The sequence below is a fragment of the Streptomyces sp. NBC_01635 genome, from assembly GCF_045209715.1.
Taxonomy (GTDB): domain Bacteria; phylum Actinomycetota; class Actinomycetes; order Streptomycetales; family Streptomycetaceae; genus Streptomyces; species Streptomyces hirsutus.
On the sequence record NZ_CP109277.1, the window covers coordinates 1,321,676 to 1,340,104 of the forward strand.

Annotated in this window: 18 protein-coding genes and 1 pseudogene; 9 read left to right on the forward strand and 10 right to left on the reverse strand. The window is 72.0% G+C overall.

Translation table 11 applies throughout. The features are described from left to right. Nucleotides 1-147: 147 nt before the first annotated feature. Nucleotides 148-1,827: a cellulase family glycosylhydrolase gene (locus OHB56_RS06435; protein WP_406352133.1), complete on the forward strand. Its 1,680-nt coding sequence runs from the start codon at nucleotides 148-150 to the stop codon at nucleotides 1,825-1,827. Between the two features lie 81 nt (nucleotides 1,828-1,908). Here the strand turns inward: OHB56_RS06435 and OHB56_RS06440 are convergent, their stop codons facing one another. Both OHB56_RS06440 and OHB56_RS06445 read right to left on the reverse strand, forming a co-directional pair. Then, on the reverse strand, nucleotides 1,909-2,577 hold the full coding sequence (locus tag OHB56_RS06440) for a class F sortase (RefSeq protein ID WP_406352135.1): 669 nt from the start codon (nucleotides 2,575-2,577) through the stop codon (nucleotides 1,909-1,911). 189 nt (nucleotides 2,578-2,766) lie between these two features. Then, complete coding sequence (locus OHB56_RS06445; RefSeq protein ID WP_406352137.1) at nucleotides 2,767-3,603, reverse strand: hypothetical protein; 837 nt, start codon at nucleotides 3,601-3,603, stop codon at nucleotides 2,767-2,769. A 535-nt stretch (nucleotides 3,604-4,138) separates the two neighbouring features. Between OHB56_RS06445 and OHB56_RS06450 the strand changes: the two genes are divergently transcribed. The 3 genes from OHB56_RS06450 (at nucleotide 4,139) to OHB56_RS06460 (ending at nucleotide 6,604) form a co-directional block, all read left to right on the forward strand. Continuing rightward, the gene (locus tag OHB56_RS06450; RefSeq protein WP_406352139.1) at nucleotides 4,139-4,450 is read left to right on the forward strand and encodes a hypothetical protein; all 312 of its coding nucleotides are present in this window, start codon (nucleotides 4,139-4,141) and stop codon (nucleotides 4,448-4,450) included. A gap of 164 nt (nucleotides 4,451-4,614) precedes the next feature. Continuing rightward, nucleotides 4,615-5,802 carry an MFS transporter gene (locus tag OHB56_RS06455; RefSeq protein ID WP_406358947.1) on the forward strand — a complete coding sequence of 396 codons (1,188 nt, stop codon included), beginning with the start codon at nucleotides 4,615-4,617 and terminating at the stop codon, nucleotides 5,800-5,802. Between the two features lie 67 nt (nucleotides 5,803-5,869). After that, nucleotides 5,870-6,604, forward strand: coding sequence for a maleylpyruvate isomerase family mycothiol-dependent enzyme (locus tag OHB56_RS06460; RefSeq protein WP_055628675.1), 735 nt, complete (start codon nucleotides 5,870-5,872; stop codon nucleotides 6,602-6,604). Nucleotides 6,605-6,627: 23 nt separating this feature from the next. Here OHB56_RS06460 and OHB56_RS06465 read toward each other — a convergent pair whose 3' ends face one another. Further along, nucleotides 6,628-7,014 (reverse strand): MarR family winged helix-turn-helix transcriptional regulator, encoded by a 387-nt coding sequence (locus tag OHB56_RS06465; protein ID WP_055596413.1) that lies wholly within the window; start codon nucleotides 7,012-7,014, stop codon nucleotides 6,628-6,630. Between the two features lie 142 nt (nucleotides 7,015-7,156). On the opposite strand from OHB56_RS06465, the pseudogene OHB56_RS06470 reads away from it, so the two are divergent. Further along, nucleotides 7,157-7,363 (forward strand): annotated as a pseudogene (locus tag OHB56_RS06470) (DUF6332 family protein); the annotation flags it as partial. Between the two features lie 30 nt (nucleotides 7,364-7,393). On the opposite strand, the gene OHB56_RS06475 reads toward OHB56_RS06470, so the two are convergent. From OHB56_RS06475 to OHB56_RS06485, 3 genes are all read right to left on the reverse strand, one after another. Beyond that, complete coding sequence (locus tag OHB56_RS06475) at nucleotides 7,394-8,059, reverse strand: response regulator (protein ID WP_406352142.1); 666 nt, start codon at nucleotides 8,057-8,059, stop codon at nucleotides 7,394-7,396. Then, the gene (locus OHB56_RS06480; RefSeq protein WP_406352144.1) at nucleotides 8,056-9,327 is read right to left on the reverse strand and encodes a sensor histidine kinase; all 1,272 of its coding nucleotides are present in this window, start codon (nucleotides 9,325-9,327) and stop codon (nucleotides 8,056-8,058) included. Before OHB56_RS06480 ends, OHB56_RS06475 begins: the two co-directional genes overlap by 4 nt. Nucleotides 9,328-9,442: 115 nt before the next feature. Next, complete coding sequence (locus tag OHB56_RS06485) at nucleotides 9,443-10,138, reverse strand: TetR/AcrR family transcriptional regulator (protein ID WP_388444956.1); 696 nt, start codon at nucleotides 10,136-10,138, stop codon at nucleotides 9,443-9,445. A gap of 215 nt (nucleotides 10,139-10,353) precedes the next feature. Here OHB56_RS06485 and OHB56_RS06490 point away from each other — a divergent pair, with 215 nt between their 5' ends. After that, nucleotides 10,354-10,803 carry a nitroreductase family deazaflavin-dependent oxidoreductase gene (locus OHB56_RS06490; protein ID WP_055596399.1) on the forward strand — a complete coding sequence of 150 codons (450 nt, stop codon included), beginning with the start codon at nucleotides 10,354-10,356 and terminating at the stop codon, nucleotides 10,801-10,803. Here OHB56_RS06490 and OHB56_RS06495 read toward each other — a convergent pair. Then, nucleotides 10,793-12,064, reverse strand: a complete 1,272-nt coding sequence (locus tag OHB56_RS06495) for a geranylgeranyl reductase family protein (protein WP_326751389.1) — start codon at nucleotides 12,062-12,064, stop codon at nucleotides 10,793-10,795. The two genes, OHB56_RS06490 and OHB56_RS06495, sit on opposite strands and share 11 nt — an antisense overlap. A gap of 234 nt (nucleotides 12,065-12,298) precedes the next feature. Here OHB56_RS06495 and OHB56_RS06500 point away from each other — a divergent pair, with 234 nt between their 5' ends. Further along, nucleotides 12,299-13,669, forward strand: coding sequence for a dipeptidase (locus OHB56_RS06500; RefSeq protein WP_406352147.1), 1,371 nt, complete (start codon nucleotides 12,299-12,301; stop codon nucleotides 13,667-13,669). A 119-nt stretch (nucleotides 13,670-13,788) separates the two neighbouring features. Here the strand turns inward: OHB56_RS06500 and OHB56_RS06505 are convergent, their stop codons facing one another. From OHB56_RS06505 to OHB56_RS06515, 3 genes are all read right to left on the reverse strand, one after another. Next, nucleotides 13,789-14,829, reverse strand: a complete 1,041-nt coding sequence (locus tag OHB56_RS06505) for an NUDIX hydrolase (RefSeq protein WP_055596396.1) — start codon at nucleotides 14,827-14,829, stop codon at nucleotides 13,789-13,791. Nucleotides 14,830-14,972: 143 nt separating this feature from the next. Beyond that, nucleotides 14,973-15,167, reverse strand: coding sequence for a hypothetical protein (locus OHB56_RS06510; RefSeq protein WP_406352149.1), 195 nt, complete (start codon nucleotides 15,165-15,167; stop codon nucleotides 14,973-14,975). Between the two features lie 113 nt (nucleotides 15,168-15,280). Next, the gene (locus OHB56_RS06515) at nucleotides 15,281-16,234 is read right to left on the reverse strand and encodes an ROK family protein (RefSeq protein ID WP_326751392.1); all 954 of its coding nucleotides are present in this window, start codon (nucleotides 16,232-16,234) and stop codon (nucleotides 15,281-15,283) included. A 211-nt stretch (nucleotides 16,235-16,445) separates the two neighbouring features. Between OHB56_RS06515 and OHB56_RS06520 the strand changes: the two genes are divergently transcribed. Continuing rightward, a complete protein-coding gene (locus OHB56_RS06520; RefSeq protein WP_326751393.1) occupies nucleotides 16,446-17,522 on the forward strand; it encodes a LacI family DNA-binding transcriptional regulator in 1,077 nt (358 codons plus the stop codon). Nucleotides 17,523-17,606: 84 nt separating this feature from the next. Then, nucleotides 17,607-18,404 carry a hypothetical protein gene (locus OHB56_RS06525; protein ID WP_406352151.1) on the forward strand — a complete coding sequence of 266 codons (798 nt, stop codon included), beginning with the start codon at nucleotides 17,607-17,609 and terminating at the stop codon, nucleotides 18,402-18,404. Nucleotides 18,405-18,429 lie beyond the last annotated feature (25 nt).

Here is an 18,429-nt window from a genome sequence, read left to right on the forward strand (position 1 = left end):
GCACCACCCCCGGACGAACAACGCCCCCTCATGAACCACGGCACGGACACGAACCGGGACCGGTCCCGGAACAGGAACAGGAACCGAAATCGGGACCGGATCCGGGACCCACCCCCGTATCACCCGAATCGCCCCTCTGGAGCCGCCATGAGATCCCCCACGCCCACACCCACCCACACACCCGCCCCGCCCTCCACCCGCACCACCGCACTCCCCCGCGCAGCCGGCCTGGTCGCCGCCCTCCTGGGCCTCCTGCTCCCCCTGCTCGCCCTCGGCACCCCGGCGCACGCGGCACCCACCGGCTTCCACGTCGAGAACGGCCGGCTGCTGGAGGCCTCCGGGAACGACTTCGTGATGCGCGGGGTCAACCACGCCCACACCTGGTACGCGGACCGGATCAGTTCCCTCGCCCACATCAAGGCCAAGGGCGCCAACACCGTGCGTGTGGTCCTCTCCAGTGGCGACCGGTGGACCGCCAACAACGCCGCCGATGTGGCGAACGTCGTCGCGCAGTGCAAGCAGAACCGGCTGATCTGCGTCCTGGAGGTGCACGACACCACCGGTTACGGCGAGCAGAGCGGAGCGGTCACCCTCTCCCGCGCCGCCGACTACTGGATCGGCGTCCGGAGCGCGCTGACCGGCCAGGAGGACCATGTCATCGTCAACATCGGCAACGAGCCCTACGGCAACACCAATTACGCGAACTGGACGGCCGACACCAAGGCCGCCATCCAGAAGCTGCGCAACGCGGGATTCGACCACACGCTGATGGTCGACGCCCCCAACTGGGGCCAGGACTGGGCGTTCACCATGCGTGACAACGCCGCCTCGGTGTTCGCCGCCGACCCGGACGCCAACACGGTGTTCTCCATCCACATGTACGGCGTCTTCGACACCGCCGCCGAGGTCAGCGACTACCTGGGCCGCTTCGTCTCCGCGCGCCTCCCGATCGTGGTCGGCGAGTTCGGCCACGACCACTCCGACGGGAATCCCGACGAGGACGCCATCCTGGCCGTCACCCGGCAGCTCGGCCTCGGCTACCTCGGCTGGTCCTGGAGCGGCAACGGCGGTGGGGTCGAGTACCTGGACATGGTCACGAACTTCGACCCGGACCGGCTGACCAGTTGGGGGCAGCGCCTCTTCAACGGTGCCAACGGCATCGCCGCGACCTCCGAGGAGGCCGAGATCTACTCGTCCGGCTCAGGCGGCGACACCACGGCCCCGACCGCCCCCGGCACGCCGACCGTTTCCTCGGTGACCTCGTCGTCGGCCACGCTCTCCTGGGCGGCGGCCACCGACGAGACCGGAGTGACGGGCTACGACGTCGTCCGGATCAGCGGCGGCGAGGAGACGGTCGCCACCACGACCGCAAGCACCTCCGCCACCCTCACCGGCCTCTCCCCCGAGACCTCCCACACGTTCGCCGTGTACGCCCGGGACGCGGCCGGCAACCGCTCGCCGCGCTCCGGCACGGTGACGGTCACCACGTCCCCCGGCGGGAGCCAGGGCTCCTGCGCGGTCGCCTACCGGGTGACGAACCAGTGGCCCGGCGGCTTCCAGGGCGAGATCGTCATCCGCAACACCGGCAGCTCAAGGGTCGACGGCTGGACCCTGAACTGGACCTTCCCCGGCGCCCAGCGCATCACCAACATGTGGGGCGGCACCCCCGTTCAGACCGGTTCCGGAGTCAGTGTCGCCTCTGCCTCCTACACCGCGTCGATCCCTGCGGCGGGCTCCGTCACCCTCGGCTTCACCGCCACCACGACGGACGGCAACCCCAGTCCGTCGGCGTTCGCCCTCAACGGGGCCGTCTGCTCCTCGGCCTGACGAACGCGCTGCCCGGAAGGGTGTCCTTCTCCCCCTTCCGGGCAGCGACCCATCCGGGGCGGCCCGATCGTTCCGTACGGGTCAGACCAGGTGGGCGAAGACCACCAGGTTCTCGGTGTAGTCCTTGGCCTTGCGGTCGTAGTCCCCGGCGCAGGTGATCAGCCGGACCTGGGCGTCGTCCGTGTCTGCGTAGACACGCTCGTCGGGAAAGTCGTTCTTGGCGAACGATTCCGCGTGGTCGACCACGAACTCCGCCTTGCGCCCGTCGGCCCGCTTCACCTCGAAGCGGTCACCCTTCTCGAGTTCGGAGAGACGGGCGAACACCGCGGCCGAAGTCTTCGTGTCCACATGTCCGGCGATGATCGACGCTCCGCGCTCCCCCGGAGACGCTCCGTCGGCGAACCAGCCGACCAGGTTGGTGTCGTTCGGGGGCGGTGCCTCGAGCTCGCCCGAAGCGGCGATGGCGAGATCGGTGAAGGGCGCGTCGACGTCGATGTCGGGGATACGCAACCGGGTCGGGGCGGACCGCTGCAGATGCTTGCCGGCCGGCCGGGCCTTGGCGGAATCGCTGGCCGTGGGACTGGCCGCGGGACTGGCCGCGGGACTGGAAGCGGAGGCGGAGGCAGTGACGGTGGCGGACGTCGCGGGAGGAGCGTACGGGCCGCGGGCGTCGGCAGGGGGATCTCCCCTGCCCCCGAACAGGCTCACCGCCAGCACCAGGGTTGCCGTGCCCCAGAAGATCGCCGTCATGACAGCGCGCAGCCTCCGCCGCGCCGGGGCCGGATCTTCAGGGACGGAGGAAAGGGGGCGGGCTGCCATCGGGGGACCACCTCATTCGGACACGGCAGCGAACACACGGAAGGCGAAAGGGAGAGCAGAGCCGCCATGACACGCGTCGTGTGTCATGGCGGCCCCGGCTGCTATGACGCCAGGCATGGATCAGGCCACGCTTCCGGACGCCTTCTTGCGCCGCAGCGCGTAAGCGCCGGCGCCGAGAACGGTCAGCGCGGCCAGGCCGCCGCCGGAGACACTCGGGTCGGAAAGCCCGCCACCGCCCGTGTGCACACCGCCGCTGGGCTTGTCGTGCTCCCAGTCCTTCTTGCCGCTGTACTCGTCCTTCGACTCGTCCTTGTACTCGTCCTTCGACTCGTCCTTGTCGTACTTGCCGCTCCAGCCGTCCTCATTGACAGCGGCCAGGGCGCCACCGCCGGTGTGCACACCGCCGCTGGGCTTGCCCTTGTCCTCGCCCTTGTAGTTGCCCTTGTCCTCGTCCTTGTAGTTGCCCTTGTCCTCGTCCTTGTCCTCGTCCTCGTAGTTGCCCTCGTCCTCGTCCTCGTCCTTGTACTCGTCCTTCGACTCGTCCTTGTCGCTCCAGTCGTCCTCACCCCCGGCGGTCAGGGCGCCACCGCCGGTGTGCACACCGCCGCTGGGCTTGCCCTTGTCCTCGCCCTTGTAGTTGCCCTTGTCCTCGTCCTTCTCCTCGTCCTTGTAGTTGCCCTTGCCCTTGTCCTCGTCCTCGTCCTTGTACTCGTCCTTCGACTCGTCCTTGTCGTGCTTGCCGCTCCAGTCGTCCTCGCCCCCGGTGGTCAGCGCACCGCCACCCGTGTGGATTCCGCCGTGCGGCTTGTCGTGGCTGCTGTCCTCGTCGTGCTTCTTGCTGTAGGAAGACTTGTCGTGATCCCAGTCGCCCGCCGTGACGGCGAAGGCTGTGGGCGCCGAGACCACGAGGGCTGCGGTGGCCGTCGCGGTGGCGAGCAGCATGCGGGCAGAACGCATCCGAGTTGTCCTTCCGTCGGTGACCCCGGCTGCTGACTCCGCATCAGCACGTTTGACCGAGCCCCAACGTGATCTACCGTCAGGCAGATATCCGACTCTCACCATTCGAGGCGTTCACACGGGTTACGAAGCCACCCCTACGGCGGTATCAACGGCTCGTCCGCTGCCGCACGGACCGGGTCGCCCCCGGAAGCGGAACCCTTTGACAGCGCTCCGCGTCTGGGGGGGCGGAAGGGCGTGGGAGGATCCTCACCGCCGGAGGGGGCGGACCGACTGCCGCCTCCCGACGCCGCACGATGCCGCCGGAAGCGCACATGCCTCTGGTCGGTCTGTTCTGGATCACCGAGGAATCCGCGCATGCGGGACCGAGCCGGAAGGGGACGCCACGGGGCTACGGCTCGCCAAGGACGGCGTCGAGCCACTGGGCCGCGAGCAGACAGAATTCCGGACCTGGGACGAGGTCCAGAGGATCGAGATCGCCGACGTCACCGTCCGGCGGACGGCTCGGCGGCACGCTTCCCCCGCGTGCGACGCGGTGAGCGCCATGCCGGGCCGGGACCCGGAGCAGCCGCTCTTCTTCACCGTCCGCGGGACGACCGGCGACGGAACGGTCGGGGCGAGCCCTTTCGCGGCCCTCACGGGCGGAATCCACGGGCTTGAGGAGTACGAGCTCTCGTTCACCCTCATGCGGCGGCCCGGGGGCGACGGCGGTACCGGCCTCGACGACCTCCTCAGCTGGCGCCGCGACCATGGCACCACCGCCCCTCCGGGCCGCGAGGAGCGCGAGCTGCTGCTCCCGAAGTGGGCGGTCGGGCCCACGCCGGCGCGGACCACGACGGATCCATGAACGGTGCGACCGCCGGACCACGACCGGAGGAACAACGACCGGTGCCACGAGGCCGGCTCGCTCGGCGTGACCGCGCGAGCCGAGCCGCCTTGCTTGTCCCTGCCCCGGGGGCCACTTAGCCTCATTTTGTGCCGCTAATAAACAAACTCCGCTCGCACCGTGCCGTGCCGCGCTCCGACCTCGTCCGCCTCCGCCTCGCCCTGACCCTCTTCTTCGCCCTCGACGGCTTCGTCTTCGCCGGCTGGGTCGTGCGCATTCCCGCCATCAAGGAGCAGACCGGCGCCTCCGCCGGCGCGCTCGGGCTCGCCCTGCTCGGGGTCTCCGCCGGAGCCGTCGTCACGATGCTCTTCACCGGCCGGCTGTGCCGCCGCTACGGCAGCCATCCCGTCACCGTGGTCTGCGCGGTCCTGCTCTGCCTCAGCGTCGGCCTGCCGCCGCTCACCCACTCCGCGCTCGCGCTCGGCGCCGTGCTCCTGGTGTTCGGCGCGGCCTACGGCGGCATCAATGTCGCCTTCAACAGTGCGGCCGTCGATCTGGTGGCCGCACTGCGGCGCCCCGTCATGCCGAGCTTCCACGCCGCGTTCAGCCTGGGCGGCATGGCCGGCGCGGGGCTGGGTGCCCTGGTCGCCGGTTCCCTCTCGCTCACCCGGCATCTGTGGGGGCTCGCCGCCATCGGCCTGCTGGTGACCGCTGTAGCGGGACGGATGCTCATGCGGATCGAGCCGCTGGTCCCCGCTGACCGGAGGCAGGGGCGGGGGAAGGACGAGGGGCGGACCGAGCAGGGCGGCCCGCGCCGACTGGACGGCCGTACGCGCACGCTGGTGATCGTCTTCGGGCTGATCGCGCTCTGCACCGCCTACGGCGAGGGGGCCCTGGCCGACTGGGGCGCGCTGCATCTGGAGGAGGACCTCGGTGCCTCGCCGGGCGCCGCGGCCCTCGGGTACTCCTGCTTCGCGCTCGCCATGGCGATCGGGCGGCTCAGCGGTACGGCACTGCTCGAGCGGCTGGGCAGGACCCGGACCCTGGTGGCGGGCGGCACCATCGCGACGGCCGGGATGCTGCTCGGCGCGCTCGCGCCCTCCCTGGAGGGCGCCCTGCTCGGCTACGCGATCACCGGCATCGGCCTCGCCAACCTCTTCCCGGTGGCCATCGAACGCGCGGGCGCGCTCGCCGGCCCGAGTGGTGTCGCCACGGCGTCCACCCTGGGGTACGGCGGCATGCTCCTCGGTCCGCCGGCGATCGGGTTCATGGCGGACCGGTTCAGCCTTCCGGCCGCCCTGACCAGCGTGGCGGTGCTCGCGGCGGTGGCCACGGTGATCGGGTTCGCGACCCGCAAGGCGGCCCCGGCCTGACCTAGGGGCAGCTTGCCGACACACGTACACTCCACCGGCCCCGGTCCGGTACGGCAGACTCCTCCTCATGGACGTTTCCCGGTTCGTGGAGATCCTGGACGAAGAGGGCCGGCTGCTGGCCGAAGCCGCCGAGAAGGCCGGTCCGGACGCCGAGGTGCCGACCTGCCCCGAGTGGCGGGTGCGCGACCTGGTCCGGCACACCGGGGTGGTGCACCGGTGGGCCGCCGCCTTCGTCGCCGACGGGCATGTCCCTCCCCGTCCCATGGGGGAGCCTCCCGAGCTGGACGGCCCCGAGCTCCTGGCCTGGTACCGCGAAGGGCACCGCGGGCTCGTCGGCACTCTGTCGGGCGCGGCCCCCGACGTGGAGTGCTTCACCTTTCTGCCCGGATCGCCCTCGGCCCTTGCCTTCTGGTCCCGCCGCCAGGCGCACGAGACGGCGGTGCACCGCTTCGACGCGGAATCGGCGCGCGGCGGCGCTCCGGCCCCGGTCGCGACGGACTTCGCGGTGGACGGCATCGACGAGCTGCTGCGCGGCTTCCACGCACTCCGCAGGAGCCGGGTCCGTACCGAGGCGCCGCGCGTCCTGCGGGTGCGGGCCACCGATGCCGACGCGGTGTGGACCGTACGCCTGTCCCCGGAGCCGCCCGTGACCACGCGGGACGCGGACGGGGACGCCGAATGCGAACTGGCGGGTCCGGCGGAGCAGTTGTATCTCGCGTTGTGGAACCGACTGCCGGTGCCGACGACATCGGGCGATCCGGCTCTCGCCACGCTCTGGCGGGACGCGTCCGCCGTGATCTAGGTTCCCGCCCCGAGGAACCCGGCTCAGGGGTGTGTGAGCATCCGGGTGAGCACCGCGCGCTGAACGGGAAGCACTTCGCCGTGCAGCGCGCGCCCCTTGGCCGTCAGCGAGACCCGAACGCCCCGCCGGTCCTCCGCGCACGTGCCCCGTTCGGCGAGCCCTTCCCGCTCCAGACGGGCGATCAGCCGGGACAGCGCGCTCTGGGTCAGGTGGACACGCTCGGCGATCTCCTGGACGCGGTAGGAACAGCCGCGCACCGCACCCGCGAGGATGTCCAGGACTTCGAAGTCGCTGCCGCACAGGCCGTGTTCGTGCAGTGCACGGTCGAGTTCGCACTGTGTGCGGGCATGCAGGGCCAATATGTCCCGCCACTGTTGCACGAGCGCCTGTTCGGCCTGCTTCGCCGCCATGGCCGCACCGTAGCAGGCACACCGTCCGACCACGTACGCGCTTCGGGCTCCTCGCCCTTCCGGCCCCGGGCCGTTTGGCTTCAGAAGGCCAAGCAGAGCACCTCGGTGGGGGTGCGGATGCGGCGGACCCAGGTCGAGCGGGATGCGATCACCGTCGAGACCGGTTACGCGCTGTGCGGCGCGGTGTTCGCGCGGTGTTCGCGCGGCGGTCGCCTTCGGTGCCGCGGCGGGTCCGGCGCCGCCCTTCACCCTCCCGGGTACCGTCGAAGAACTGCTGCTCGGCGCGGGGACGGCGCTTGCGCCGGTCCTCTTCCTGCTCCGGGGGGCAGTGTGCTTCCTGGTCCGGGGGAAGTGTGCCGAGGCGGTTCCGGCCGGCGGGTCAGCCGAGCCAGCCCGGCCGGACCAGACCCGACTCGTAGGCCAGGACGACCAGTTGCGCCCGGTCACGGGCACCGAGTTTGACCATGGTGCGGCTGACGTGGGTCTTGGCGGTGAGCGGGCTGACGACCAGACGGCGGGCGATCTCCTCGTTGGTCAGGCCGATGCCGACCAGCGCCATCACCTCCCGTTCCCGCTCGGTGAGGCCGGACAGCGTGCCGACGGCTGCCGGTTCCTTGGACCGGGCCGCGAACTCGGCGATCAGGCGCCGGGTCACCCCCGGTGAGAGCAGTGCGTCACCGGAAACCACCGCCCTCACCGCGCGCAGGAGTTCGTCCGGTTCGGTGTCCTTCACCAGAAAGCCCGAGGCACCCGACCGGATCGCCTCGAAGACGTACTCGTCCAGCTCGAAGGTGGTGAGCATGACCACCTTCACGTCCGCCAGACCGGCGTCACCGGTGACCCGGCGGGTGGCGGCGAGTCCGTCGAGCACGGGCATGCGGATGTCCATCAGGACGACGTCGGGCCGCAGTTCTCGGATCAACCGCACCGCTTCGGCGCCATCGGACGCCTCTCCCGTCACCTCGATGTCCTGCTGCGCGTCCAGCAGAGCCCGGAAGCCTGCCCGGACCAGTGCCTGGTCGTCGGCGAGCACTACACGGATCACCGGTTCTCCTCGGAGTCGAGCGGCAGCACGGCGAGCACCCGGAAGCCGCCGTCGGGACGCGGGCCCGCCTCGATGGTGCCGTCGAGGGCAGCGGCCCGCTCCCGCATCCCGGCGAGCCCGTTGCCGCTGCCGCCCGCGTCGGCACCGGTGGCGGGCCCGTCGTCGTCGATGCGCAGCCGCAGCCTCCCCCCGTCCTGGTCGATGCGTACGCGCGCGTGCCGCGAGCCGGAGTGCCGTACCACGTTGGTGAGGGCCTCCTGGAGGATCCGGAAGGCGGCCAGGTCCGCGCCGGGCGGAAGCTTCGGCGGCTCCCCCTCGACGGTGACGTCGAGGCCCGCGCCCGCCGCCTGCTCCACCAGCTCGGGCAGGCGGTCCAGGCCGGGGACCGGCGCGCGCGGCGCGTCACCGGGGGCGCGCAGCGTGTCGAGCACTTGTCGCACCTCCCCCAGTGCCTCCTTGCTCTGGTCCTTGATGGTGGCGAGCGCGGTGCGCGCCTGCTCGGGGTCGCTGTCGAGGAGCGCGAGTCCGACACCCGCCTGCACGTTGATGACGGAGATGCTGTGCGCGAGCACGTCGTGCAGTTCGCGGGCGATCCGGAGCCGTTCCTCGTCCGCGCGCCGCCGTACCGCCCGGGCGCGCTCGGCGCGCTCCCGTGCCCACTGCTCGCGGCGGACCCTGGCCAGTTCCGCCACCGCCACGACGGCCACCACCCAGGTGGCGACCACGATCTCCTCGCTCCAGGAGGCAGCCGCGTCGCCGGCCGGCGGCAGCCACCGGTGGAGCACATGGGCGAGCAGCAGGTGACCTGCCCAGAGTGTTCCCATCGCCGCCCATGCCGCCCGGCGATGACCGGTGACGACGGCGCTGAAGCAGGCTACGACGACGGTCAGGAACACCGGCCCGTACGGGTAGCCGGCGCCCAGATAGAGCAGCACGGCGGCCACGGTGGCGAACACCACCGGCACCGGATGCCGCTGCCGCCACAGCAGCACCGCTCCGGCCGCGAACAGCAACAGGCGCGCGAAGGGATCGAGGGCGACGCGCTCGCCCTCCTGGGAGTGCTCCGCGAAGGCGGAGCCGACCAGCACGAAGGCGGTGAGCAGCAGGGTGGAGGGCCAAGGCCACCGTGAACGCGGGTTCCCGACGTCGTCCCCGTCGCCCCCGTCGGCCCAGCGGCCCCTCCCGGACGGGCCGTACCGCCACCAACCGGGAGGACCGGGCCTCCGCCCGCCCGGCGGCCCGCCGCCGTGCCCGCGCTGCTCGTCCATGTCCGTCACGCTAGACGCCGGATACCGGTGGCGGCGTCACCCCGGCGAGGTGATCACGCATACTCCCCCGGGAGTACGCGTCGGCGCGGGCGGCGGAACGGCGGGAGGGCCGGGGCTACGACGACGCCGGCAGGCCGACCGAACGGGCGAGGCGGTCCACCGCGTGCCGGAAGAACCTCTCGCGGTCCTCCACGACCCGGTGGAACTGTCCGAACAGTTCGAACCCGACCAGCCCGAACAGCTCGGCCCAGGCCGCCACCATCGCCACCACCACCTCCGGGGGGAGGTCGGGCGCGAGGTCGGCGGCCATCCGCTCGGCCTCCGGCCTCAGGTCGGCCGACAGGGGCGGCAGCGCCAGAGCGGAGCGGCGGTGTGCGTCCCGCAGGATGTCGAAGGCGAGGAAGGCCAGGCGGGAGGCGGCCGGCACGGTGGTGTCGGGTGCCTTGTAGCCGGGAACCGGCGAACCGTAGATCAGCGCGTACTCGTGCGGGTGCCCGAGCGCCCAGGTACGCGCGCTCTCGCACACCACGGTCCAGCGCCGGGCCGGCGGGGTGTGGGCGGCCTCGGCGTGGGCCGTTTCGGCGGCCTCGCCGAGGGAGTCGTAGGCGTCGATGATGAGAGCGGTCAGCAGTTCGTCGCGGCTGGGGAAGTACCGGTACAGGGCGGAGGACGCCATGCCGAGTTCACGGGCCGCGGCTCGCAGCGAGAGTTTGGCGGCGCCTTCCGCCGCGAGCTGTCTGCGGGCCGCCTCCTTGATCGCCGCGGTGACTTCGATCCTGGCCCGTGCACGGGCGCCGTGTGCGGTGCTCATGGAATCAGTCTTCCATGACATCAGAGCACTGCACGCAAAAGAGAGCGCCGGACACAAAGGAGAGCACTGCTCTTGCGTAAAGACATCGGGCCGTGCAGACTGATGCCACCAAACAGAGAGCAGTGCTCACGAAAAGGAGCAGCGCTCTCCTTCTGCTCCCCGTCTCCTTCGCCGCGCCACTCCGGCGACCCGACTCGTTCTCACCTGGGGTCCTCATGTCCACGCACGTCAAGAAGCCCGGCTGGTTCACCGTCAACGTCCTCAACCGCCTAGTGGCGTGGCTGACCCGCCGCGGACTGAGCGTCTGGGGGTCCAGGGTGCTTGCGGTCCGCGGCCGCAAGAGCGGCCAGTGGCGGACCACCCCGGTCAATCTGATGACCCTGGACGGCGCTCAGTACCTCGTCGCACCCCGGGGCCATGTCCAGTGGACGCACAACATGCGGGCGGCCGGCGGCGGCGAGCTGCACCTCGGAAAGAGCGTCGAAGCCTTCACCGCGACCGAGGTCGCCGACGACGACAAGCCGCCACTGCTGCGTGCCTACCTCAAGCGCTGGAAGGCGGAGGTCGGCGTCTTCTTCGACGGAGTGGGCCCGGACTCCTCCGACGAGGAGCTGCGCCGTGTCGCCCCCGACCACCCGGTCTTCCGGATCACGGTCACGAACTGACGGACGTGCCCCCGGCCTCGGACCTGTCCGCGGCACCGGAGCCGCCGCCCGAAGGACGCCGGTCCAGTGCGATCATCGCGCGGTGGGCCAGCGGATGGGTACGGACCAGCTCGCCGAGCGTCGTCGAACCGCGGGTGATGTCCCGGAAGGCGTTCCAGGCGGGGCGGAAGCCGGTGAGGACGGCGTGGAGCACCCCGGGGCGCCGCTCGAACGCGGCCAGCATCCGCTTGCCCACGCTCATCTCGGTACCGAGCCCCGCCTTGACCGCGAAGGCGTAGTTCAGCGCCTGCCGGCGCGTGTCCACGGCGTCGTGGGCCTCGGCGATGCGCACCGCCCACTCCCCCGCCAGCCGGCCCGACCGCAGCGCGAAGGAGATGCCCTCGCGGGTCCACGGTTCCAGGAGCCCGGCGGCGTCCCCGCACACGAGCACCCGTCCGCGCGACAGCGGAGAGTCGTCCGCCCGGCACCGGGTCAAGTGGCCGGAGGAGATGCTCGGTTCGAAGCCGGCGAGACCGAGCCGCCCGATGAAGTCCTCCAAGTACCGCTTGGTCGCGGCGCCTTCACCACGCCGGGAGATCACCCCGACGGTGAGCGTGTCTCCCTTGGGGAAGACCCAGCCGTAACTGCCGGGCATCGGGCCCCAGTCGATGAGCACTCGCCCCTTCCAGTCCTCGGCGACGGTGTCCGGCACCGGGATCTCCGCCTCCAGACCCAGGTCGACCTGGTCCACCTTGACCCCGACGTGTGCTCCTATGCGTCCGGCGCTGCCGTCCGCGCCGACCACGGCCCGCGCGAGCACGGTCTCGCCGCCCTGCAGGACGAGGGCGACCGTGCGCCGGTCCGGTACCGCCGAGCCGTGCTGCTCGACCCGCTGCACGGCGGCACCGGTGCGCACCTCGGCGCCGGCCTTCTGCGCGTGCTCCACCAGCTGGTGGTCGAACTCGGGCCGGTTGATCAGCCCGAACAGCATCTGCCGGGACCGGCGGGTACGGCTGAAGCGGCCGTTGATCGAGAACGTCACCGCGTGCACCCGGTCCTTCAGCGGAAGCTCGAAGCCGGGAGGCAGGGAGTCCCGCGACGGGCCGATGAGGCCGCCCCCGCACGTCTTGTAGCGGGGCAGTTCCGCCTTCTCCAGCAACAGCACGCGCCGTCCCGCGACCGCTGCCGCGTAGGCGGCCGAGGCACCCGCGGGTCCCGCGCCCACCACGACGACGTCCCATACCTGCCGCGCGTCGTCCGCCGAAGAGTTCTCGCTGCTCACGATGGTCTACTGCTCCCGATCCAGCCGCCTGCCCGCCCCCAGCTCCCGGCATCGCTCGAGCAGGGGGTACCCCCATCTGTCCACCGCATACTACGGCGACGATCACTCGAAGCCGCTGTGGGAGGATCGTGCGGCATGGGTGCCCCGTACACCGGACCTCACCCGTGCTCCACGATCGTCTCGCCCACGAACGTACGCACACGTATCAACGTCGCACCCACAAGGAGCGTGCCCATGTCGTCGAATCCGGTCGCCGCGACCGTCGCCTCGCTGATGCCCAGGGCGAAGGAGGAGCTCGCCGAACTGGTGGCCTTCAAGTCGGTGGCGGACTTCGGCCAGTTCCCGCGCAGCGAGAGCGAAGGCGCCGCCCGCTGGGTCGCGGACGCGCTCACGGCCGAGGGGTTCCAGGACGTGGCCCTCCTCGACACCCCCGACGGCACCCAGTCGGTGTACGGCTTCCTTCCCGGCCCCGAGGGCGCCAGGACGGTGCTCCTGTACGCCCACTACGACGTGCAGCCGCCGCTGGACGAGGCCGGCTGGGACACCCCGCCGTTCGAGCTCACCGAGCGGGACGGCCGCTGGTACGGGCGCGGGGCCGCCGACTGCAAGGGCGGTGTGATCATGCACCTGCTGGCGCTGCGCGCGCTCAAGGCCGACGGCGGCGTTCCCGTCAACGTCAAGGTGATCGCCGAGGGTTCGGAGGAACAGGGCACCGGCGGCCTGGAGCGGTACGCCGAGCAGCACCCCGAACTGCTGGCCGCCGACACCATCGTCATCGGCGACAGCGGCAATTTCCGCGCCGGTCTGCCGACGGTGACCGCAACCCTCCGCGGTATGACGCTCGTCCGTCTGCGTGTCGACACCCTCGAAGGCAACCTGCACTCGGGCCAGTTCGGCGGTGCCGCGCCCGACGCCCTGGCCGCCCTGGTCCGCGTCCTGGACTCGCTGCGCGCCGAGGACGGCAGCACGACCGTCGACGGGCTGACCGGCGACAGCGCCTGGGACGGACTGCAGTACGACGAGGAGCAGTTCCGCAAGGACGCCAAGGTCCTCGACGGCGTGGAGCTGATCGGCTCCGGTACGGTCGCCGACCGCATCTGGGCCCGCCCGGCCGTCACCGTCCTCGGCATCGACTGCCCGCCGGTCGTCGGCGCGACCCCGTCCGTGCAGGCGAGTGCCCGCGCGCTGATCAGCCTGCGCGTGCCGCCGGGGGTCGACGCGGCCGAGGCGACCGAGCTGCTCCAGGCGCACCTGGAGGCGCACACGCCGTGGGGCGCGCGGGTGAGCACCGAGCACATCGGACAGGGGCAGGCGTTCCGCGCCGACACCACCAGCCCGGCCTACCGGGCCATGGCCGACGCGATGGCGGTCGCGTACCTGGGCCGGGAGATGAGTTACGCGGGGCAGGGCGGATCCATCCCGCTGTGCAACACCCTCGCGACCCTCTACCCGCAGGCGGAGATCCTGCTCATCGGCCTGAGCGAGCCGGAGGCGCAGATCCACGCGGTGAACGAGAGCGTCTCACCCGACGAGCTGGAACGGCTGTCGGTCACGGAGGCGCTGTTCCTGCGCAACTACGCGTCCGCGGCCGGGTCCACGGGCTGATCCCGCCCGCGCGGCACTGCTGCGGTGCGGCGCCCGGCCGGGGAACCAGGCACCGGGCCGGGCCTCGCACCGCGAACAGGCCGCGCCGGTCCGCGCGGGGTCCGGCCGGGTTCCGGGCGTCAGCCGACCGGCACCCCCGCTTCCAGATACATCGCCTTCCCGCGTTCCCGTGCCCGCAGGGCGCGGCGGAGCCGTTCGTAGCGCACCGGGGGCAGCATGCCGGCGGCCTCCGTTTCGGAGACGAAGCGCCAGTCGCGGAGTTCGGGGCCGGGCAGCAGCAGCCGCGCGGCGTCGGCGGCGCGGAGACGGCCGCCGTCGAAGAGCAGGCGCAGGCCGCCGTAGGCGGGCGGCGCGGGCGGTTCCCAGTCGACGACGAGCAGGGACGGCGCCTCGTCGAGGCGGATGCCGGTCTCCTCGGCGACTTCGCGCATGCCCGCGCGCGCGGGCGCCTCGCCGGGTTCGACGACCCCGCCGGGGAACTCCCAGCCCGGCTTGTAGGTCGGATCGACGAGCAGCACCCTGTCGCGCTCGTCGAAGAGGAGGACACCGGCGGCGACGGTCTCGGCCGTCGGCTCGGGCGTCTGCACGATGTCGCAGGCGGGCGCCTCGCCGCTGCCGACCGCCTCGGCGATCCGGACGGCGGTGTCGTACGGGCTCAGCGGGCCGGCGCCGACCGGATAGGCGTCGGCGGTGAGCCAGGAGGCCAGGGCGGTTTTGTACGGCTCGATGTGGTCGTAGGACCACTGCCGGATCCGTATCTCGCCGTCCGGGAGGTCCGGCGGAACCTCCCGGCCCGCTATTCGCTCACGCAGGATCGTTTCCGCCGGAGCCAGGAGGACATGCCGGACCGGAATACGGCGGGCCGCGAGGCCACCGAAGATCTCGTCGCGGTAGTCCTGCCTCAGCAGGGTCATGGGAACGACCAGGGTCCCGCCGAGTTCGGCGAGCATGGCCGCCGCCGTGTCGATCACGAGCCGGCGCCAGATGGGAAGGTCCTGGAAGTCGCCGACCTCGGCCAGGCGTTTGGGCGGAAGCAGATGGCTGAGCGCCCCGCCGATGACCTCGGGGTCGAAGAGCGCGCTGTTCGGGATCAGTTCGATCAGTTCCCGTGCGGTCGTGGTCTTCCCCGCACCGAACGCACCGTTGATCCAGACGATCACGGTTCCCCCTCTTCTGTTGGGCCCCCTGTGGCTTGCCCGCTCCACCCTGCCACGGAAACCAGCCCCCGTTGAGAACGCACACCGACGGTGCCGGTGCCCTCCCGGGAGGGCACCGGCACCGTCGGGCGGTTTCGCGGGGCCCGTCAGCCCTTGGCCTTCCGGTCGCCGTCGGCCGCGTCGGCCGGGCCAGCGTCGGTGACGGTGTGGTCGAGGGTGCTGAGGGCGTCACCGACGGGGAGGCCCTCGAGGCCCTCGCCGAGCGCGTGCGACGGAGTGACCGCCGCGACGACGAAACCGGTGGCCAGGGTGGCGATGGCGAGCATGCTGCGCTTCTTCATGCCGGGCTCAACGGCCGAAACCGCCCCGGGGTCACGCACGGACGCGTACGGACACGCCCGGACCTTCACGACGAGCGTGAACGCTCCCGCGGGCATCCGTGCCCCGGCCGTGGTCAGACGCCCGCCGCCGCCGGATCCGTCCGCAGTGTCAGGGCCGCCGCCGCGGCGCCCACCAGCCCGGCGTCGGTGCCCATCCGCGCCGGCGCCACCACGAGACGCCGGACGAACGACAGCGTCGCGTACTCGGTCAGGGCCTGGCGCAGGGGGGCGAAGAGGACCTCGCCCGCCTTGCCCACCCCTCCGCCGACCACGGCGATGTCGATCTCGACGAGCGTCGCGGTGGCCGCGATTCCGGCGGCCAGCGCCCGCGCGGCCCGCGTGAACGACGCCACGGCCACCGGGTCCCCGGCGCGGGCGGCGGCGGCCACCGCGGCGGCGGAGGTGTCGCCGTCCGGTCCGGGGAGCCAGCCGTTCGCCAGGGCTCGGCGGGCGATGTTGGGCCCGCTCGCGATGCGCTCCACGCAGCCGCGCGAGCCGCACGGGCACGGGTCGCCGTCGAGGTCCACGCTGATGTGGCCGATGTGCCCCGTGTTGCCGGTCGGCCCGGGGTGCAGCCGGCCCCCCAGCACGAGTCCGCCGCCGACCCCGGTCGAGACGACCATGCACAGCGCGTTGTCGTGGCCGCGGGCGGCGCCCTGCCAGTGTTCGGCCGCCGTGATCGCCACACCGTCGCCGATCAGTTCCACGGGCAGTCCACCGGTCGCCGCCCGGACCCCGGCGACCAGCGGGTAGTCACGCCAGCCGGGCACGTTCACCGGGCTCACCGTGCCCGCGGAGGCGTCCACGGGGCCCGCACTGCCGATACCGACAGCGCTCGCGCGCCCCCACAGCGGGGACGCGGCGAGCTCGCCCAGCACCGCCTCGACCGACCGCATCACGGTGTCGCCGTCCGCCTGGGCGGGCGTCGGCCGCTGGGCACGGGCCAGTATCCGGCCCTGTCCGTCCACCAGCGCGCCGGCGATCTTGGTGCCGCCGATGTCGAGCGCTGCCACGAGGTCGGTGTGCATCAGTCTCGGTTCTCCCCGTCAACCATGAGAAAGGCGCTGAAACAACCCATGCGCGGCCATGGAGCGACACACGGGGCGAGCCGCACCCCACGGGCAGCGATCGCTCGCGGGCCGGGATGCGCGGTGGACAGTGTCCCTGAGCCTGACAACGTTGTCCAGGCTCTATGCTCGACGCCACATCCTCGTACAACCCCATGGATCCACGCAGCCCGTGGTCGACAGGACAGGACACCGCACCGTGCCGGAGACACCCCGCCGCACCCACCGCCTCTCAGGGTCCCGTTACGGCAACCGCCCGACCATGAAGGACGTGGCGGCCCGTGCCGGAGTCGGCCTGAAGACGGTCTCTCGGGTGGTCAACGGCGAGCCCGGGGTCACGCCGGAGACGGAGCGCCGGGTGCAGGAGTCCATCGAGGCTCTCGGTTTCCGCCGCAACGACAGCGCGCGGGTGCTGCGCAAGGGCCGTACCGCCAGTGTGGGCCTGGTGCTGGAGGATCTCGCGGACCCGTTCTACGGTCCGCTGAGCCGGGCGGTCGAGGAGGTCGCCCGCGCACACGGCGCGCTGCTGATCAACGGTTCCAGCGCGGAGGACGCCGACCGCGAGCAGGAGCTCGTGCTGGCACTGTGCGCCCGCCGGGTGGACGGTCTGGTGGTGATTCCGGCAGGTGACGACCACCGGTATCTCGAGCCCGAGCTCAGGGCGGGCGTCGCCACGGTCTTCGTGGACCGGCCGGCAGGCCGGATAGACGCCGACGTCGTCGTGTCGGACAACTACGGCGGCGCCCGTGACGGCGTGGCCCACCTCATCGCCCACGGGCACCGCAGGATCGGTTTCATCGGTGACATGCCCGGCATCCACACCGCGTCCGAGCGTCTGCGCGGCTACCGCGCCGCCATGGAGGACGCGGGCATACCGGTGGAGGACGCCTGGATGTCCCTGGGGGTCACCGACCCCGAGCGGGTGCGCCGGGCCACCGAGGAGATGCTGTCCTGCCCGGATCCGGTCACGGCTGTCTTCACGGGCAACAACCGGGTGACGGTCACCGTGATCCGGGTCCTGAGCGAGCGGTCCCGCCCTGTCGCGCTCGTGGGTTTCGACGACATCGAGCTCGCCGATCTGCTCCGGCCGGGACTCACGGTCGTCGCCCAGGACTCCGCGGCCCTCGGCCGGACCGCCGCCGAACGCCTCTTCCGGCAGCTGGACGGCACCCTGCTCGCCCCCGAGCGGATCGAACTGCCGACCAAGCTGATCACACGCGGCTCGGGCGAGCTGCCCCCGGCGGACTGAGCCCCCGTGTCCGCGAGGATCCGAAGGGGCGGCGCAGACCGCGCAGATGACCGCCCCCGCCGCTCGAGTGACCGCGCGCACCGCGTGCGGGACGCGGACCGTACGCTGCGGGCGCTGGGCCTGGCCGAGGCGCCGCGCGAGCATCCGTTGCGGTACCCGGGTGCGTGGCCGCGGGAGTCGGGGCTGCTGGACGGGGACCTGCTGCGGCCGCTGGACCGCCTGGTCCACGAGGACCGGGTGCCCGTCCTCGCCGTCGGGTCCAACGCCTCCCCCGGCCAACTGCGGTACAAGATGGACCGGTTCGGGGTCTCCTCGCCCCTCCCCATGGTGCGGACCCGGGTGACCGGCGTCGACGTGGGGGTCTCGGCGCATGTGAGCCGCATGGGGTATGTGTCCGCGTCACCGGTCGAAGCCCCGGGGGCGGTACGGGAGTTGTTCGTCATCTGGCTCGACGCCGAGCAGCTCGCGGTGATCGACGCGAGCGAGGGCGTCCCCCTGCCGGACGGCAACTACGACCGCGTCTGGCTGTCCTCGGCCGACGTCCGCATCGAACTCCCCGACGGTACCGCGCTCCCCGGCACCCATGCGTACGTCAACCGGCACGGCGTCCTCCACGACGGCACCCGGACCCCACGCGGCCACCCCGGCCAGCGCCCCCTGCTCACCGAACTACTGCTGAATTCAAGGACGTTGCGGGAACTGTTCGGCGTCTCCGCCGAACAGTTCAGCGCGCGGGCCCGCTTCGATCCGGCGCTCTGCGCGCGGGGCACACGGGTGTTCGCCGAGGAGCGTCTGGTGACGGCGTCGGGTCTGGAGCGGCATGTACGGTCCCGGCGGACGGACAGCCCGGGCACCGGCCTGTCGTTGCCACCCCTCACGTAGACGACGCGAACCCGCCGGTCACCAT

Excerpts from the sequence above, each read along its gene's own strand:
- OHB56_RS06510 (WP_406352149.1), bottom strand. The coding sequence starts at position 15,167 with ATGAAGAAGCGCAGCATGCTCGCCATCGCCACCCTGGCCACCGGTTTC.
- OHB56_RS06515 (WP_326751392.1), bottom strand. The coding sequence starts at position 16,234 with ATGCACACCGACCTCGTGGCAGCGCTCGACATCGGCGGCACCAAGATC.
- OHB56_RS06440 (WP_406352135.1), bottom strand. The coding sequence starts at position 2,577 with ATGACGGCGATCTTCTGGGGCACGGCAACCCTGGTGCTGGCGGTGAGC.
- OHB56_RS06480 (WP_406352144.1), bottom strand. The coding sequence starts at position 9,327 with ATGGACGAGCAGCGCGGGCACGGCGGCGGGCCGCCGGGCGGGCGGAGG.
- OHB56_RS06500 (WP_406352147.1), top strand. The coding sequence starts at position 12,299 with ATGTCGTCGAATCCGGTCGCCGCGACCGTCGCCTCGCTGATGCCCAGG.
- OHB56_RS06460 (WP_055628675.1), top strand. The coding sequence starts at position 5,870 with ATGGACGTTTCCCGGTTCGTGGAGATCCTGGACGAAGAGGGCCGGCTG.
- OHB56_RS06485 (WP_388444956.1), bottom strand. The coding sequence starts at position 10,138 with ATGAGCACCGCACACGGCGCCCGTGCACGGGCCAGGATCGAAGTCACC.
- OHB56_RS06435 (WP_406352133.1), top strand. The coding sequence starts at position 148 with ATGAGATCCCCCACGCCCACACCCACCCACACACCCGCCCCGCCCTCC.
- OHB56_RS06465 (WP_055596413.1), bottom strand. The coding sequence starts at position 7,014 with ATGGCGGCGAAGCAGGCCGAACAGGCGCTCGTGCAACAGTGGCGGGAC.
- OHB56_RS06445 (WP_406352137.1), bottom strand. The coding sequence starts at position 3,603 with ATGCGTTCTGCCCGCATGCTGCTCGCCACCGCGACGGCCACCGCAGCC.
- OHB56_RS06490 (WP_055596399.1), top strand. The coding sequence starts at position 10,354 with ATGTCCACGCACGTCAAGAAGCCCGGCTGGTTCACCGTCAACGTCCTC.